The following is a 16,339-nucleotide window of genomic DNA, read 5'->3' as shown; positions in this document are numbered from 1 at the left end:
GTAGTAATAAGCATGAAAGGGGAACTAGTATGTCTTGCTATTACTACTGTAAGTATTGTAAAGAGTATAAAAAGAAACAGCATGATTGTTGTAAGAGCACGAGTAAGTGTAATGACAACGAGGAGAAGCTTGTTAGGGCATCTGCATTTAGAGCTAGAAATACGGTGAATCAAACGGTTCCTGCCAATACTTTTGTAAAGGTATTGTTCCAAAATGAACAATTTGATTTAGCAAATGAGTATAATCCAGTAACGTCTATTTTTATTCCGAAGACTAGGGGAGTTTACTCTATTATTGGAACGATTGGTTTCTTTCCAAACGATCCTAGCTTAAATTATAGAGCTCGTGTAGAAATTCGTGTAAATGGAAACGCAGCAATAGCTATAGATAATGACTTTTTCGGTCCAATAGGTTTTGGAAATGTAGTAAGTGTTTCGACGATTATTCAATTGAATGAAGGAGATCAAGTTGAGGTTTATGCACAAAGTAGCATAGACGGAGTTTTAAGTCCTTCAGAAGACGGCTCACATTTTGAAGCTGCAAGATTCCCTTCTCCAATTAAATAAAGTCGAGTAAACAAAAGAGAAAGAATAATCCTCACCGAAATGGTGGGGATATTTTATTCTATTGAAAATAGTAACAGTTTGTCCAAACTATTCTAATCTATATTGCATAGTATGTAATAATAAATTTAAAGGGGGACTTACTACGTCTTATTATTACTGTAAGTATTGTAAAGATTACACAAAGAAAAGTCATGATTGCTTTAGAAAAAATAGTCAATGTGATAGAAAGTATGTAAAAGTGAATTGTTGTGATGATAAGAAAGAAAAGCTTGTAAGGGCGTCTGCATTTAGAGCTGTTAATACAATGAATCAATCTGTTCCGGAAAATACTTCAGTTAAAGTATTATTTCAAAATGAACAGTTTGATTTAGCGAATGAATATAATGCAGCAACATCTATTTTTATTCCGAAGACTAAAGGGGTATATAGTGTATTAGGGAATATAACATTCTCTCCAAATGATTTTAATGTAAATTACAGAGCTAGAGTTGAGATTCGTGTGAATGGAAACCCAGCAATAGCAATTGATAATGATTTCTTTGGGACCGGTGTATTTTTTAACAATGATGTTTCAGTAACGTCTATTCTTCAATTAGAAGCAGGGGATTCAGTTGAAGTTTTTGCTGAGAGTAGTGTTGCTGGAGTAATTGTACAAAATGTTAATGGTTTGAATACGGTTCACTTTGAAGCGGCAAGATTCCCTTCACCAACTGAATAACGAAGACAATACAACACTTTTCAGTAGGTTTAGTTAATCCCCTTCACCAAATGGTGGGGGATTATTATTGTTTTTCTAAAATATATAAGTAAATCGGTTAAATATAGTTTGTTTCATGAGAATTTCACATGCTAGGAAGTAAGGTTGAAAGTGCTAGCTTATTATGAGTATTAGATATTCTGCAGGTAATAAAAAGCGTACAACGAAACGAGTAACATGGTTGTAAAAGTTCTTTGGTATTACATTTGCTAGCTGTCTAACGTAATAGAAAAGATATCTTGATTTATGTCCGTATAATTACGTTTTTTCTTTACTATATAGAAATTACATATTTAACAAAGGTTTGTGTAGGTATTGCTATTGTATGGAAAGGAATAACATTAAGGCGATTACACTATATAAAAATAAAATAAATCCTAAGATGAGAAGTATTGGATGCAATTTGAACATATTTGACCTCCTTGAGTATATAAAGATTTTAATACATCTATGGTCAATTTAGAAGGGATATATATTAGATGAATATAATGTTTGAGTGAATACAATAATGTAACAGAGGAGTGAAAGTATAATAAATAAAGGAGTATTATTGAGTTCACATTGATTAAATTGTTTATAAGTAAGCAGGATGGGGGATAAATAAAAAAAGAGCATACATAAACAGTACGCTCTAAAGAAAGATAGGTTTTATGAGTGGATAATCTCCATACGATAATATATGCTCGGTTAACAAAAATGTGTGAAAAATCAATAGATTATCAATAGAATATCATGAAATGAGTAATTTTAGTCTTTTACTGAAGTCGTTTAGCTAATCAGAATATGATTAACAATTGGATAATGATCGTACTTCAGTTTCGTATTTCTTATAGTTTGGATATTGCGTAATAGTTTGACACTTAGGTGTGGAAAGTTGATTAATTATAGAAACATTTGTAATTACCTCGTTACAAGGACCGAAAAATGTGATTTTTAGTTTTGAGTTTGGTGGAACTTTGACCACGATAGGTTTTTTTTTCATAAAATCAGCTCCTAAGACGCAGTATTGTATACTGCGTTTTTTGTTTAGATTAATATATAATATGAAATTTTTAGTTGAGTTGATAATGATATGGAGTTTAATGGTGTGATTAGATTATGAAAAATTAGTAGAAACTTAATTAAAAGATCGTATATTTTGAAAAAAATATAGATTTTCTTTATTTATAGTATAGATAGCTAGTATTAGGCATAAGGGGCTTTTAATAAGACAAGCTTTGAATATGATATTAAAAAGGGGATGAATTGTATTGGGGTATATTATGGATATTTCAAAATGGAATGGCACTATTGATTGGGATATTGCAGCATCTCAGCTAGATTTAGTTATTGCTAGAGTTCAAGATGGTTCGAATACGGTAGATTTTATGTATCAAAATTATGTGAATGAAATGAAGAAACGCAGTATTCCATTTGGTAATTATGCATTTTGTCGTTTTATATCTATTGCTGATGCAAGGAAAGAGGCACAAGATTTTTGGAGTCGTGGCGATAAATCTGCTAAGTTTTGGGTGGTGGACGTAGAAATTCAAACGATGATGGATATGCAAGGGGGGACACAAGCGTTTATAGATGAATTACGCCGTTTAGGTGCGAAAAAAGTAGGGCTATACGTGGGGCATCACACGTATGTATCATTTGGAGCACGTAATATTGAAGTTGATTTTGTATGGATTCCTCGTTATGGAGGAAATAAGCCAGCATATCCGTGTGATATTTGGCAATATACTGATTCGGGAAATGTTCCTGGTATTGGGAAATGTGATTTAAATCAATTAATAGGAAAAAAGTCGCTTTCTTGGTTTATAGGATCGGATCAAGTAAATCAATCTGTTCAATCCGGCAAAGAGGATACACAACAATCAACTGGTATTGGTATTGCGGTTTCGAAATATTCTGATGGATATGGCATAAATCTATATGAAAATCCTGCGAATCCTCAGTTTACAGGTACAATCACTCAAAAAACTCCATATTTAGTCTTACATGGTTATTGGGGAGGCGCAAATAAAGATATGATTTGCTTAGGCAATGATAAACAGTGGGTATATGTAAAACATTTTGATGTGAAATGGTTTTATGCATCTTCAAAATATCCCGTTGGGTATGGAGTTAATTACTATGCAGAGCCTGAATGTATAAATTATAAAGGAAATATTGATGGATCAAAATCTTTTCGTGTGTGGGGCAGAGCCAAAAATGCGGTAGATATCGGGCAAAATAATTGGATACTGGAAGAACATGTAACTATTAAGAATCTATAGGAATACGTAAAGGGTCATTTTACTGATACATAGTAAGATGACCTTTAATATTTGAACAAAAAAGAACAAGATACATAGTTTATTCAAATGAAATGAATTACATGTGGAAAACACATTGTTAACACAAGTACATTGTATAGTTATTCTTATATAATAATAAAAGTGAGGTATTTTGAATTGAAAAAGAAAAAGCTATTTTTAGGAACAATTATTTCATGCGTAGTACTGGCATTATCGGCATGTGGTTCCTCAGACAACGTAGTAACATCAAAAGTAGGCAATGTTACAGAAAAAGAGTTAAGTAAAGAATTAAGACAAAAATATGGGGAAAGTACTTTATACCAAATGGTGTTAAGTAAGGCGTTGTTAGATAAATATAAAGTTTCAGATGAGGAAGCAAAAAAACAAGTAGAAGAAGCAAAAGAAAAGATGGGTGATAACTTCAAATCGACTTTAGAGCAAGTTGGCTTGAAGAATGAAGATGAATTAAAAGAAAAAATGAAGCCAGAAATTGCATTTGAGAAAGCGATTAAAGCGACTGTCACAGAAAAAGATGTAAAAGATAACTATAAACCAGAAATGAAGGTAAGTCATATTTTAGTGAAAGATGAAAAGACTGCTAAAGAAGTGAAAGAGAAAGTAAATAATGGTGAAGATTTTACAGCTTTAGCCAAGCAATACTCAGAGGATACTGGTTCAAAAGAACAAGGCGGAGAAATAACTGGTTTTGCTCCAGGACAAACGGTGAAAGAATTTGAGGAAGCTGCATATAAATTAAATGCAGGACAAGTAAGTGAGCCGGTAAAAACAACTTACGGGTACCACATTATTAAAGTGACAGATAAAAAAGAATTGAAGCCATTTGATGAAGTAAAAGATCAAATTCGTAAAGATTTAGAACAGCAAAGACTACAAGATACGACTGGAAAATGGAAACAACAAGTAGTCAATGATTTACTGAAAGATGCTGATATTAAAGTGAACGATAAAGACTTTAAAAATACATTTGAATTTCTAGAAAAGAAATAATGACTGTAATTAGAAAAGGGAACCTTTATAGGTTCCCTTTTCTAGTTAGTGTGTGAGTTATAAATAGATAGTAAGACAATATAATATTACATTTAAATATTAAGAATTACAATGGGAATTTATGTAATTGTTTTAAATTGGAATGATCAATGCTTCATAGAATATTGATATTATAATGTTTCGTTTGCTTAATTTCATTAAATATAAAGTGGATTTATTAATTTCATCCCACTATTTGCATGTAGTCTGATTGGCGTGGGCTAATTAAAACCTGAATTGATTTAAGTTTTTCTTTATTGAAGTGGATAAACATAATTTGCAGAATGAAACATACAATAGTATTGAAAAAATATTGATGTGAAATGAAGTGAAAAGCAGAGCATTCTACTAAAAAGGATGTTCTTTTTAGTATGAAACTTTTAGGATAAAGAAAGAATGCTTTTAAACAAATTATTTAATAGATAAATATATTACGTAGGAGGAGAAAATATGAAAGTAATTTTTCAAAGAGAAGATGGAGGGAAGGTTTTTGAATCGTATGATGAAGATATAAGTAACTTATTAGCTATTTTAAAGGAAACGAAAGGGATTAAGATTGGGATGGTTGAGTATGAAGTATTAAAATACGAATTAGAGTATTTTCGTAACCCAAAAAAAGCAGTAACGGAGAGGGAATTACATATAATAGTACAACCAAAATATATGTAGTAAGGGGAGAATATGTATTCTTAAACAGTATGTATGAAAAGAGAGTGTTTACATTGCTCTCTTTTCTATAGAAATTTTGTGAGTTCGTTCTTTATAATATATGCTTTCATTTATAGTTGGTTAATAAACTTGAAAAATTAAAACTTTTATATAAGAAGTGAAAAGCTCATTTGATGAAGAAAAAATAAATGATGGATAAAAATATAATTTAAATCATTCCAAAAGAACGTAGGTTCGTGTATAATTAGAACGAATGTTCTTGTGTGTGCAGATAGTATACGAATAAGAAATAAAGTGAAACTTTAATTAGCGGGGGTGTTCATCGTCCGTTATTTATTAGCTTTCACCAATTAAGCGTTTACGGGCAGTTGATTTTCGTCTTACCTCCCCGCATATAGCGGATTTTAAGGTAGGAGCTTCACTACCTGTTAATGCGGGATAAATATGAGCCTAGCAATTATTAACGAATAATCGAGGAACAATATGTGTGAAATAAAATGGATAAATGATCAAGGAGATAAATAAATGAATGATGTAAAGGTGCAGAAAATAGAAAGAGAATGGGTTCCATTTACAGTAATGTCGGAACAGTTATTAAGTATGCGAAAGATTGTTGGAGAGAAGTTTAAAGTACAAAAACCGTTCTTAACAAACGAAGCAAAAGAGAGAATTTCTGATAAATTATTAACGTCATTATTGTCTGAGAAAGAAATATTGGTGACATATTTTGAAGATGGTTACATCCTTACAAGTTATATGACAGTAGTGCATATAAACCCGCTAAAGTGCATTGTAATATGTACTGACGCATTTTATAAAACTTACGTATTTAATACTTCTGATATTATTGAAATAACGTAAAGGAAGCTGGAATTTCAATTTTAGCTTCCTTTACGTTATGTTAGATGAGGGATATAAATAATGAAAAGAAAAAGCAGCTAGCTTCATACTAGCTGCTAAGCCCCAGGGAAAGGGAGAAAAAGATAGGGTACTCCAAAAATCAATAATAGCTGTGTAACAGCCTGATTATAGTATAGACAAATTTATTATTCCTAAACAGTACGATGAAAAAATAGGACTAAGCTGTACCTACTTGGTTTTGATCTGCAAGGTCAGAATCAAAAGTATTAGTCGCGCTCACACCATTAAAAGTATTAACAACAAAACCAACATTTGAAGCACCAGATCCATTATAAGCCTTCGTATTTTCTTTCGGAGAAACATTGTAGAAATCGCCTAAATTAAATGAACCGTTACTATTTTGTACAACTAAATTCCCTACAACTGAGGGCATAGTTTTCACCCGCTTTACAATCATTTGTTAATACTACTATATGGTGTTATAGTCCAAATGGTTCATGTAACAAAAATTGTGGAATAGTAAAACGTTTGAAGTGTAGCTTAATCCTACAATAAAAGTATGTTAAAATTAATGTAAGGTCGATTAATTTTAAAAAACAATTGTATAATTGATATATATAAAATCAAAGGAGGCAAAATGTAATGAATAATGTTATAAAAAAAGTAGATTTAACAGATGCAAAATCAAGTAATCTTGTTGCACTTATTTATAGCAATGAAGTTATATTGGTTGAAGAAGCATTTTGTCCAAATGAAATAAAATTAAAGTTTAATGAAATTGCAATTTTATCGGCTATTAAAACAGCACATATAATGAAAGTATCCATCAGAAAAGAACTGGAAGCAATTTTTCATGACACTGGTGTTTTATTTGTAAAGCATAGTGTTGATTATGGAAATAGTCAATCTATCACTATGCATTTTGAACAATTCAAAAAGTTGCAAAATGAGATTGAGAATTTAAATAAAAATAGGTAATCAGACTAGATGAAGATTCTTTCATAGAGGTGAACTGTTCTATGATGAAAAATTAGTTTGAAATTTTTTCAGATGAATCTCACTGTAAGCATAAACATGGTTTTATTAAGATGCAGGATAATGAAGATTTGAAAAGAAGTAATCTTGGTGTAGCTTTTATGTATCGGTGTGAGAAATGCGGGAAAGAGAAGCTGAAATATAAAAGCAATAACGAAATAAATAATGACTTTTTTGATATATAAGCAAGAGTAACTGTTATGGTTACTCTTTTTGCTTACATAAAAACTCCTACTAAAGTATGAAATGAGTTGATACTTTAGTAAATGGCTGAATGAAAAGGGAGAGTGTAAAATTTTATAAAGGAGGAGAGGTATATGCAGCGAAACGAAACTGGAAAAATTGTAATGATTACAGGAGTGACGCAAGGATTAGGTCGTGCAATGGTTGATCGATTTCATGAATTGGGATGGAATATATATGGCTGTGGACGTTCAAAAGATAAAATTGAAGAATTGAAAAAATATTACGGTAATATACATGATTTTCAAATAATCGATGTTTCAGACTCCCAGCAAGTAAGTAATTGGGCGAATTATATACTTCATAGATATAGAGCACCTGATTTGTTAATAAATAATGCATCGATTGTTAATAAAAATGCGCCACTGTGGAAAGTAACAGCTCAAGAATTCGAAAATGTAATGAATGTAAACGTAAATGGTGTAGTAAATGTAATTAGGGCATTTGTCCCAGCGATGGTAGCTAGGAAAGAAGGAATGATTATTAATATGAGTTCTAGTTGGGGCCGAGAGGGAGAAGCTGAGCTGGCGCCATATTGTGCCTCAAAGTTTGCAATTGAAGGTATCACGAAATCTATGGCACTTGAATTACCCTATGGTATGGCTGTTGTTGCTTTAGATCCGGGCGGAAGTATCAGGACCCCAATGCTGTATTCATGTGCACCAGAGTATGTAAATGAATCACCCACACCTGAAATGTGGTCACATCACGCGATTCAATATATATTAAATATAACAATAGATAAAAATGGAGCTTCATTGACATGCCCAGAATGTATGTAAATATATTTTGAATTGTATACGTATCTTTTAATTAGCATATTTTCAGTGATATACGCTTTTTTGTATGATTAACACGTTTTAGAATGCACAAAATTACATATAGAAAATAAATATGAGATAAAGGATGCCGTTTGTGTATGGCGAAAAAAGCACTAGAAAATTTCTAAATAGGTGATAAAAATGAATCCAAGCGGTTTAAAAGTGACAGGAGCATGGTTTCAAGTAGGAGGAAATCTTACTGCGGCTATTGGGGCGACAAGAGAATTTCTTGGAGAAGAGAAAGTTGAATCGAAGATTGTAATTGTAGGAAGCTCATTACAAGCCCTCGGTTATATATTACAAATAATAGCGAGTAATGATACCGGAGATGAAGCTGAAAGAGAAAATCAAAATATGTGTTTGGAGAATAAAAGTGAAATGCTTGATAAAATGGGCATTGAATTATTAGCATTAGGGAATATATCAAATGTAATAGGAACATATTTTAATATAAATAAACAATTGAAAGAGAATGATTATCTCATAATTGTCGGGAACAGTTTACAATCGATTGGTGCTTTTTTAGGAGTAGAAGCAGCTTTGCTTCAGATGAAAGCAATACAGAGAATTATAATACTAGGTAATTCTTTGCAAAGTTTAGGTGCGGGACTTCAAGCGTATCAAGGTATTATTAATGTATCAAAGAATGAAATAGAAAATGAGGGCAGTATGGTTGATAAGAAAGATGAGAAGATAATAGCACTCATTGGTATTTGGATACAAGCAATAGGAACTATTATTTCTGCGATTGGATTAACTATAATAGAGAAAGAAGAAAGATTAGAAAAAATAAAAATATGAAAATACACATTTGATAAAGGAAGGGGGATTTCAATTTTACATACGTGGTAAGATTAAAGTAGTAGGTTTTTAGGCATTGGAATAGAATATATAAGAGTAGAAAAGTTTTTTATGCTTAATTGGAATGTATGAAATATAAAAATAATTGGTTTTGTGAGCGTATGATAAGAAGAGAGATAAAAAATACAAAACAAGGAGTTTTCAAGAGATGATGTATTTACTGGCAATTCTACTACCACCAGTAGCCGTATTATTTTGCGGAAAACCATTTCAAGCGATAATTAACTTCCTATTAACATTAATATTTTGGGTTCCAGGAGTTATACATGCGATATTAGTTGTACATGATAAAAAAGCAGACCGGAGATTAAAAAAACAAATTCAAGCATATGATGAAATGAATAAGAGGAATAGAAGATAGCTAAGTCGTGAAATGATTGTAAAAAGAAAGGGGGGACTACCTCCTTTCTTTTTTTCATTCTGTCTAAGTTTAAATTTTAGTATAGCGGTAAGAATTTTTAATATAAGTATTGTGATAATTCGTTTTAGACTGTGCGCTTAATAAACCGGTGTAAATGTTTTCAGGCACGTTAAAGAAATCATACATTCCATTCTTTAATTGAATGCGTAAAATCATAGAAAAAGGATTATAGCCAACAGCAACAATATTTTTGGAACTCACGGGAGATAGCTTCATCATTATGCAACTCCTCACTTTTCATTTTTAATAATTTCTTGTAGATGTTGTGGTTGTGGTGTTGAAATCCTTATAATTAAAGGGGTATTATACTTATATACAATATATTAAATGTTCGTTATACGTAATGATAAGGAAGTTCACACGAAGTACATATCATTGTGCTATTTTTATTTCACCTTTGATTTATAAATAAGAAAATATTGACCATTTGAAAAAAAGGTATATTATTTATACGAGGTATGAAAAATTCACTTTTTACATTCTATGCTTCAAGGGGCAGCATTATTAGGAAAATAGAAGTGAAAATAGTTTGTATAAGAAGAATTCTAAAATTTATAATCTGTGAATTAGGAAAATATTGAATGCTCCAGGTCAATATACTTTCTTAATTAAATTCATTTTAGAAAGTGACCTCAATATTTTTAAGTAAATCAACGGGAGAATTGAAAGGCAGGAGAAAGTAACATGTCAGAAAATTATCGTTCTCGAGAGGAGCGACGACAAGTTAAAAAGAAAAAACAGCCAGCGTCTAAAACACAAAAACCAAAAGGTAAAACATCATTCTTTCGTAAGTTTTTGATTACTTGTTTATTACTTGGTATTGTTGGTTTAGTGGCGGGGGTTGCTACCTTCTTCGTAATGATTAAGGATGCACCAAAACTTGAGAAAGCAAAACTTGTTAATCCGTTATCCTCAAAAATTTATGATAAAAATGGCGATTTGGTATATGAATACGGGAAAGAAAAACGGACGAATGTTACGTATGATCAAATTCCTAAATTAGTAGAAAATGCATTTTTAGCAACTGAAGATGCACGTTTTTATGAGCATAGTGGAGTAGACTTTAAAGGTACTGCCCGTGCTGTTTTGGTGAGTCTTAAAGGAGATTACGGTTCACAAGGTGGAAGTACAATAACGCAGCAGGTTATTAAAAACTACTTCTTATCGATGGAAAAAACATCAAAACGTAAAGTTCAGGAAATATATTTAGCGTATAAGCTAGAACAACAGTATTCAAAACATGAAATTTTAGAAATGTATTTAAATAAAATTAATTTAGGAAACCGTTCATATGGTATCGCAACAGCAGCACGAAACTATTATGATAAAGATTTAAAGGAGTTAACATTACCAGAAGTTGCGATGCTTGCAGGTTTACCAAAAGCGCCGAATAACTATGATCCAACGAAAACAGAAAATGTTCAAAGGGCAACAGAAAGAAGAAATGTTGTACTAGGATTAATGAATCGACATGGTTATATTACAAAAGCAGAAATGGAAGAAGCATCGAAAGTTTCAGTAACGGATGGTCTTAAACCTGCAACTGAACTTCAAGCAATGCCATATCCTGCATTTATGGATGCAGTTGTGAAAGAAGTAGAAAAAGAATTGCCCGATGCTAATATTGGCTCAGATGGTTTAGAAATTCATACAACTTTGGATCCAAAAGCACAGAAATTAGCTGATAATATTTTAAATACAAATATTATTAATTATCCAAATGATAAATTCCAAGGTGCTTTCACATTTATGGATACGAAAACAGGTGAGGTTCGTGCTATAGGTAGTGGACGCGGTGAAAATAAAGCAGTATTTAAAGGGCATAATATGGCAATTGAATTAGATCGTGCAGCTGGTTCGACGATGAAGCCAATCTTTGATTACGGTCCTGCAATTGAATACTTAAAATGGGCTACGTATCATCAAATTGATGATTCTCCATTTAAATATTCAACTGGACAAGAACTTCGAAATGCGGACAGAAGTCATTTAGGCCCAATTACTATGCGTGAAGCGTTAAAAATGTCACGTAACGTTCCAGCAGTTAAAACTGCGAAAGAAGTAGGACTTAATAAATCAAAGGAATTCTCTGAGAAATTAGGTATTACATTTAATAAAGCGCCGGCAGAATCTACAGCTATTGGTACAAACGAAGTATCGCCAACTGAAATAGCGGGTGCTTATGCGACATTTGGTAATAGTGGAAAGTATACGAAACCGCATTTTGTTAAGAAAGTAGTTTATCCAGACGGCAAGTCACAAAGTTTTGGACAAAAACCAAAACAAGTTATAGCTGACTCTACAGCATATATGATTACTGATATGCTTCGCTCAGTGGTGACATCAGGTACTGGTACAGCGGCAAATATTAGTTCTTTAGATGTAGCTGGTAAAACGGGTACAACAAACTATGATTCAAAACAATTAGCGAAATTTAATATTCCAGAAAGTGCAACTCGTGATAGTTGGTTTGCAGGTTATACGCCGCAATATACGATGGCAGTATGGACTGGGTATATGAAAGATGGTAAAGACGAGTATATTAGTAGTAAAAATACGAAAATTGCACAATTGATCTTTAAAGAAATGATGAGTGAAATGGCTACAGATAAATCACGCTTTAAAATGCCAAGTACTGTTATTCAAGAAGGTAGTGAGTTACGTATAAAAGGTGAAAAACGTGATTCTTCTCCAAATACGAGCGTACCGGATACAACGGAACAACCAAAACAAGATCAACAGCAAAAAACTGAAGAAGAGAAAAAGCAAGAAGAATTAAAGAAACAAGAAGAACTGAAAAAACAAGAAGAACAAAAGCAACAAGATGAACTTAAGAAGCAAGAAGAACAAAAGAAACTAGAAGAGCAAAAGAAACAAGAAGAAGAAAAGAAACAAAATGAACAAAATAATGGAAATGGCCAAGGAACGACACCTCCAGCGAATAACGGAGGAGGCCAAGGAACGACACCTCCAGCGAATAATGGAGGAGGCCAAGGAAATACGACACCTCCAGCGAATAACGGAGGAGGTCAAGGAAATACAACACCTCCAGCGAATAATGGAGGAGGCCAAGGAAATACGACACCTCCAGCAAATAATGGAGGGGGGCAAGGTAATACAACTCCACCAGCGACGACACAACCAGATACTGGCGGGAATGCAGGAGAGGTCCCTGCTAATAATGGGCAATAAGAAAACTTTATAAAAAGTACAAAAAAGCACTTAAGATTTGTAAACATTACAAATCTTAAGTGCTTTTTTCGTTTAAATGTTAAAAGTACCATAGAAATTTTGGAAATAAACGGAAGGGAAATGATAAAAAACTTGAGCCTGAGGTAATGGAGGATAACTTTGGCTTTGAAAGGTAGTACTACTTGGATGTGCGCCATGATGCCAAAATGAGGGGGTAACTTGACCGGGAATTTGATATTGTTGCCAAGTTGCGGGAAGTTCAATACCGACATCGGAACTAGCTGTATGAGTGGCGGGAACGTGTATCCCAGGAGTCGAAGGAACTACGGCAGTTACTCTTGAAGATACCCACATAACATAATCACTCCTAAGTTGTGATAATAAAGTAGTATATTCTTTTCACGCGTATAAAGGTACATATAGATAGGACTTTAGGCTAATGTATACTTATAAAGTTGTAAGACCAATTTATATTGATGGTGGACCATTTATTATAAAAAGTTACGTCTATTTACGGAGGGAAAAGGGACTAAGAAAATGTAAAATGGAGGTGTTAATTGCAAGAATATACGTGTTTATGGAGGAATTTTAATGGAACGATTATGGACGAAATCATTTATTCAAATGACTTTCGCAATGTTATTTTTATTTACAGGATTTTATTTACTTGTACCAACGCTCCCGCTCTTTATTAAAGAGATAGGCGGCAATGAATCACAAGTTGGACTTATGATGGGAATGTTTACAATAGCAGCAGTTGTAATACGACCGATTATCGGAGGAATGTTAGATCAATATGGGAGAAGATCTTTTATTATTTTCGGACTCGTCTTTTTTGGGATAACGATGTATTCTTATAATTTAGCATCGACTATTGTTCTTTTAGCTGTTTTACGTGTTATTCATGGGGTGACATGGGCTGTTTCTACAACAGCTGTTGGAACAGCGATAACTGATATTATTCCAGATTCACGCCGTGGTGAAGGTATGGGTTGGTACGGGATGGCTATGACAATTGCAATGGCAATCGGCCCAATGATTGGATTATCGGTTGTACAACATTATTCATTTCACGGCCTATTCTTGTTGGCAACTCTTTTATCCTTTATGGCAGTCCTATTATCGTTCATGACGAAAATGCCATTCACACCACAAAAAGAAAAAGGGAAAATGCAGTTGTTTGAAAAATCGGTTCTATCCATTACAATTGTAGTTTTCTTTTTATCATTTGCATATGGAGGAATTACGACGTTTTTACCGCTATTTGCATCTTCAATCGATGTGAATCCTGGGACATTCTTTCTTGTATATGCAGTTACTTTAACGATTGTAAGACCAATTTCAGGAAAACTATTAGATAAGTATGGAGAAGTATTTATTATACTCCCGGCACTATGTATTACGATTATCGCGATAGTTGTATTAACGATTTCAAATAGTTTAATAGGGGTAGTTATCGCAGCTGCATTATACGGTGTTGGATTCGGTTCAGCACAGCCCGCATTACAAGCAGCGATGCTTACAATTGTTGATCCGAGTAAAAGAGGAGTTGCTAACGCTTCATTCTTTACTGCATTTGATTTAGGGATTGGACTTGGTGCGATTTTACTTGGAGTTGTTTCGCAAATGTTTGGTTACCGTATTTTATTTGCAGGTAGTGCAATTTCAGGACTAATCGCTTTCATTATTTTTGTCATTTTTGTAAAACAGCGATTAGGTAAAAAAGAATTTGCGTAAACGGGAGTAACAAAGATGAAAATTTCAATTGAACTTAACGATTTACAATGGTTAAAGGATAACATAATAATAGTTCAATTCAGCCGGACTATTCTTTAGGGATAGTTTCTGAGAAATCAGATGGGGAAATCGTGTCAGTTGAGAAAGAAGTCATTCTATTTGGGGAGATGTTTATAATCTTTGGTACTTTAAAAACTATCATTTAGTTAAATGTTACTATGAGGAAACGGAAGAAATTCAATTTAATTATGTGAAATAATAACTTTTTTAAAAATAAATAAATTTTATATAAGAATTATATTGATGAGATAGTGAAATAAATATCATGTAGAAACGAGTTGTATATGTGTACAGCTCGTTTTTTTTATTTTCTTAAAAAATTGGTTGAATGATATATTCTGTGGGATTTTCTGAGTCATCCTTATATTTTGTTTTAATAAGACACATAAAGAAGTCAGTCCTTTCTTTATAAAATGTGAAAATTATTTTTGAAAAATTGTATTGTTACATCGGTAAAAGTATAGGAAACTTATCATTATAAAATAAATTGAAATCTTCTAAAAACTCTGATACATTGAAATAGAAATGTAGTTTCACGATTTTGTAAAGGCTTACAGTTATGTGCACGAAGATCTATTAGGATTGGAGGAAATAATGATGAAAGCTGAAGAAAAATTTTCCCCGGGATTAGATGGTATAGTGGCAGCGGAGACGAAAATTTCGTTTCTTGACACAGTGAAAGGTGAAATTGTAATTCAAGGGTATGATTTAATCGAACTCTCAAAAACAAAAGAGTATTTAGACATTGTGCACCTTTTATTGGAAGAACATCTACCGAATGAGGATGAAAAAGCACGACTTGAAAAGAAATTAAAAGAAGAATACGCGGTACCAGAAGGTGTATTCAACGTATTAAAGGCATTACCGAAAGAAACGCACCCGATGGATGGATTGCGTACAGGTGTGTCCGCATTAGCTGGTTACGATAATGATATCGAAAACCGCTCGTTAGAAGTAAACAAAAGCCGCGGGTACAAATTATTGAGCAAGGTACCAAACATTGTAGCGAATAGCTATCATATTTTAAATAATGAAGAGCCAATCCAGCCTCTTCAAGAATTATCATATAGCGCGAATTTCTTCTATATGTTAACAGGTAAAAAACCAACTGAACTTGAGGAGAAGATCTTTGATCGTTCCCTTGTTTTATATAGTGAACATGAAATGCCAAACTCTACATTTACAGCGCGCGTTATTGCATCAACGCAATCGGACTTATATGGCGCTTTAACAGGTGCAGTTGCATCTTTAAAAGGTAGCTTACACGGTGGTGCGAACGAAGCGGTTATGTACATGTTGTTAGAAGCTGGTAATGTTGAGAAGTTTGAAGAGTTGTTACAGAAGAAATTATATAACAAAGAAAAAATTATGGGCTTTGGACATCGTGTGTACATGAAGAAGATGGATCCAAGAGCACTGATGATGAAGGAAGCTTTAAAGCAGTTATGTGATGTAAAAGGTGATTATACACTATATGAAATGTGTGAAGCTGGAGAAAAGATTATGGAGAAGGAAAAAGGAATTTATCCGAACCTTGATTATTATGCAGCTCCAGTATATTGGATGCTTGGTATCCCAATTCAACTTTACACACCAATCTTCTTTAGCTCTAGAACAGTGGGACTATGTGCGCACGTAATTGAGCAACATGCGAACAATCGATTGTTCCGTCCACGTGTAAATTATATTGGCGAGCGACATGTGCTTAGTAAATAAGAACAACTGGGGAGTTGTTAGCGCCGCCCGCCAGATGGGTGTTTGACCGACACCCATCATTAATAATA

The 16,339-nt window shown here is 33.0% G+C and carries 18 protein-coding genes and 1 pseudogene; 15 read left to right on the top strand and 4 right to left on the bottom strand.

Features of this window, described 5'->3' with window-relative positions; all coding sequences use genetic code 11:
• The first annotated feature begins 29 nt into the window (after window positions 1–29).
• Window positions 30–566, top strand: a complete 537-nt coding sequence (locus JDS82_RS15750; protein WP_001278094.1) for a C1q-like domain-containing protein — start codon at window positions 30–32, stop codon at window positions 564–566.
• 106 nt (window positions 567–672) lie between these two features.
• A complete protein-coding gene (locus tag JDS82_RS15745; protein WP_061672177.1) occupies window positions 673–1,284 on the top strand; it encodes a hypothetical protein in 612 nt (203 codons plus the stop codon).
• 826 nt (window positions 1,285–2,110) lie between these two features.
• On the opposite strand, the gene JDS82_RS15740 is transcribed toward JDS82_RS15745, so the two are convergent.
• Window positions 2,111–2,305, bottom strand: a complete 195-nt coding sequence (locus JDS82_RS15740; RefSeq protein ID WP_016717419.1) for a hypothetical protein — start codon at window positions 2,303–2,305, stop codon at window positions 2,111–2,113.
• Between the two features lie 268 nt (window positions 2,306–2,573).
• Between JDS82_RS15740 and JDS82_RS15735 the strand changes: the two genes are divergently transcribed.
• The 4 genes from JDS82_RS15735 to JDS82_RS15720 all read left to right on the top strand — a co-directional run bounded on the left by JDS82_RS15735 (window position 2,574) and on the right by JDS82_RS15720 (window position 6,185).
• On the top strand, window positions 2,574–3,587 hold the full coding sequence (locus tag JDS82_RS15735; protein ID WP_199713565.1) for a glycoside hydrolase family 25 protein: 1,014 nt from the start codon (window positions 2,574–2,576) through the stop codon (window positions 3,585–3,587).
• Window positions 3,588–3,764: 177 nt separating this feature from the next.
• Window positions 3,765–4,616 (top strand): peptidylprolyl isomerase PrsA, encoded by an 852-nt coding sequence (locus tag JDS82_RS15730; protein ID WP_000727489.1) that lies wholly within the window; start codon window positions 3,765–3,767, stop codon window positions 4,614–4,616.
• Window positions 4,617–5,105: 489 nt separating this feature from the next.
• Window positions 5,106–5,324: a hypothetical protein gene (locus JDS82_RS15725; protein ID WP_000864290.1), complete on the top strand. Its 219-nt coding sequence runs from the start codon at window positions 5,106–5,108 to the stop codon at window positions 5,322–5,324.
• A 525-nt stretch (window positions 5,325–5,849) separates the two neighbouring features.
• Window positions 5,850–6,185 carry a YolD-like family protein gene (locus JDS82_RS15720; protein ID WP_048566466.1) on the top strand — a complete coding sequence of 112 codons (336 nt, stop codon included), beginning with the start codon at window positions 5,850–5,852 and terminating at the stop codon, window positions 6,183–6,185.
• Window positions 6,186–6,402: 217 nt separating this feature from the next.
• Here JDS82_RS15720 and gerPF read toward each other — a convergent pair whose 3' ends face one another.
• Complete coding sequence (gene gerPF / locus JDS82_RS15715; RefSeq protein ID WP_001141565.1) at window positions 6,403–6,618, bottom strand: spore germination protein GerPF; 216 nt, start codon at window positions 6,616–6,618, stop codon at window positions 6,403–6,405.
• Between the two features lie 209 nt (window positions 6,619–6,827).
• Between gerPF and JDS82_RS15710 the strand changes: the two genes are divergently transcribed.
• The 5 genes from JDS82_RS15710 to JDS82_RS15695 all read left to right on the top strand — a co-directional run bounded on the left by JDS82_RS15710 (window position 6,828) and on the right by JDS82_RS15695 (window position 9,506).
• Complete coding sequence (locus JDS82_RS15710; RefSeq protein WP_001066867.1) at window positions 6,828–7,163, top strand: hypothetical protein; 336 nt, start codon at window positions 6,828–6,830, stop codon at window positions 7,161–7,163.
• 62 nt (window positions 7,164–7,225) lie between these two features.
• The gene (locus JDS82_RS29740; RefSeq protein WP_346011111.1) at window positions 7,226–7,405 is read left to right on the top strand and encodes a hypothetical protein; all 180 of its coding nucleotides are present in this window, start codon (window positions 7,226–7,228) and stop codon (window positions 7,403–7,405) included.
• 132 nt (window positions 7,406–7,537) lie between these two features.
• A complete protein-coding gene (locus JDS82_RS15705; RefSeq protein WP_001189474.1) occupies window positions 7,538–8,245 on the top strand; it encodes an SDR family oxidoreductase in 708 nt (235 codons plus the stop codon).
• A 180-nt stretch (window positions 8,246–8,425) separates the two neighbouring features.
• Window positions 8,426–9,085 carry a DUF6944 family repetitive protein gene (locus JDS82_RS15700; protein ID WP_199713564.1) on the top strand — a complete coding sequence of 220 codons (660 nt, stop codon included), beginning with the start codon at window positions 8,426–8,428 and terminating at the stop codon, window positions 9,083–9,085.
• Window positions 9,086–9,293: 208 nt separating this feature from the next.
• Entirely contained in the window at window positions 9,294–9,506 is a 213-nt protein-coding gene (locus tag JDS82_RS15695; protein WP_000990230.1) for a YqaE/Pmp3 family membrane protein, read from the top strand.
• A gap of 69 nt (window positions 9,507–9,575) precedes the next feature.
• On the opposite strand, the gene JDS82_RS15690 is transcribed toward JDS82_RS15695, so the two are convergent.
• Complete coding sequence (locus JDS82_RS15690; RefSeq protein WP_000977083.1) at window positions 9,576–9,785, bottom strand: KTSC domain-containing protein; 210 nt, start codon at window positions 9,783–9,785, stop codon at window positions 9,576–9,578.
• A 465-nt stretch (window positions 9,786–10,250) separates the two neighbouring features.
• Here JDS82_RS15690 and JDS82_RS15685 point away from each other — a divergent pair, with 465 nt between their 5' ends.
• The gene (locus tag JDS82_RS15685) at window positions 10,251–12,758 is read left to right on the top strand and encodes a PBP1A family penicillin-binding protein (protein WP_199713563.1); all 2,508 of its coding nucleotides are present in this window, start codon (window positions 10,251–10,253) and stop codon (window positions 12,756–12,758) included.
• A 72-nt stretch (window positions 12,759–12,830) separates the two neighbouring features.
• On the opposite strand, the gene JDS82_RS15680 is transcribed toward JDS82_RS15685, so the two are convergent.
• Window positions 12,831–13,112, bottom strand: a complete 282-nt coding sequence (locus JDS82_RS15680) for a hypothetical protein (protein ID WP_199713562.1) — start codon at window positions 13,110–13,112, stop codon at window positions 12,831–12,833.
• Between the two features lie 237 nt (window positions 13,113–13,349).
• Between JDS82_RS15680 and JDS82_RS15675 the strand changes: the two genes are divergently transcribed.
• The 3 genes and pseudogenes from JDS82_RS15675 to mmgD all read left to right on the top strand — a co-directional run bounded on the left by JDS82_RS15675 (window position 13,350) and on the right by mmgD (window position 16,271).
• Window positions 13,350–14,495, top strand: coding sequence for an MFS transporter (locus tag JDS82_RS15675; protein WP_199713561.1), 1,146 nt, complete (start codon window positions 13,350–13,352; stop codon window positions 14,493–14,495).
• Window positions 14,496–14,563: 68 nt separating this feature from the next.
• Window positions 14,564–14,754: pseudogene (locus tag JDS82_RS15670) on the top strand (hypothetical protein); the annotation flags it as partial.
• 395 nt (window positions 14,755–15,149) lie between these two features.
• On the top strand, window positions 15,150–16,271 hold the full coding sequence (gene mmgD / locus JDS82_RS15665; RefSeq protein ID WP_199713560.1) for a citrate synthase: 1,122 nt from the start codon (window positions 15,150–15,152) through the stop codon (window positions 16,269–16,271).
• Window positions 16,272–16,339: the final 68 nt, after the last annotated feature.

It is taken from the genome of Bacillus cereus group sp. N14, from assembly GCF_016483555.1.
In the GTDB taxonomy this organism is placed as follows: domain Bacteria; phylum Bacillota; class Bacilli; order Bacillales; family Bacillaceae_G; genus Bacillus_A; species Bacillus_A wiedmannii.
Note: the sequence above shows the minus strand (reverse complement) of the source record. Positions and strands in the feature narration are given on the sequence as shown.

What these genes read in the sequence shown, in the direction of transcription:
- JDS82_RS15750 (WP_001278094.1), top strand. Translation starts at nt 30, where the DNA reads ATGTCTTGCTATTACTACTGTAAGTATTGTAAAGAGTATAAAAAGAAA.
- JDS82_RS15710 (WP_001066867.1), top strand. Translation starts at nt 6,828, where the DNA reads ATGAATAATGTTATAAAAAAAGTAGATTTAACAGATGCAAAATCAAGT.
- JDS82_RS15705 (WP_001189474.1), top strand. Translation starts at nt 7,538, where the DNA reads ATGCAGCGAAACGAAACTGGAAAAATTGTAATGATTACAGGAGTGACG.
- JDS82_RS15695 (WP_000990230.1), top strand. Translation starts at nt 9,294, where the DNA reads ATGATGTATTTACTGGCAATTCTACTACCACCAGTAGCCGTATTATTT.
- JDS82_RS15740 (WP_016717419.1), bottom strand. Translation starts at nt 2,305, where the DNA reads ATGAAAAAAAAACCTATCGTGGTCAAAGTTCCACCAAACTCAAAACTA.
- JDS82_RS15720 (WP_048566466.1), top strand. Translation starts at nt 5,850, where the DNA reads ATGAATGATGTAAAGGTGCAGAAAATAGAAAGAGAATGGGTTCCATTT.
- JDS82_RS15690 (WP_000977083.1), bottom strand. Translation starts at nt 9,785, where the DNA reads ATGATGAAGCTATCTCCCGTGAGTTCCAAAAATATTGTTGCTGTTGGC.
- JDS82_RS15680 (WP_199713562.1), bottom strand. Translation starts at nt 13,112, where the DNA reads ATGTGGGTATCTTCAAGAGTAACTGCCGTAGTTCCTTCGACTCCTGGG.
- mmgD (WP_199713560.1), top strand. Translation starts at nt 15,150, where the DNA reads ATGATGAAAGCTGAAGAAAAATTTTCCCCGGGATTAGATGGTATAGTG.
- JDS82_RS15675 (WP_199713561.1), top strand. Translation starts at nt 13,350, where the DNA reads ATGGAACGATTATGGACGAAATCATTTATTCAAATGACTTTCGCAATG.
- gerPF (WP_001141565.1), bottom strand. Translation starts at nt 6,618, where the DNA reads ATGCCCTCAGTTGTAGGGAATTTAGTTGTACAAAATAGTAACGGTTCA.
- JDS82_RS15700 (WP_199713564.1), top strand. Translation starts at nt 8,426, where the DNA reads ATGAATCCAAGCGGTTTAAAAGTGACAGGAGCATGGTTTCAAGTAGGA.
- JDS82_RS15685 (WP_199713563.1), top strand. Translation starts at nt 10,251, where the DNA reads ATGTCAGAAAATTATCGTTCTCGAGAGGAGCGACGACAAGTTAAAAAG.
- JDS82_RS15725 (WP_000864290.1), top strand. Translation starts at nt 5,106, where the DNA reads ATGAAAGTAATTTTTCAAAGAGAAGATGGAGGGAAGGTTTTTGAATCG.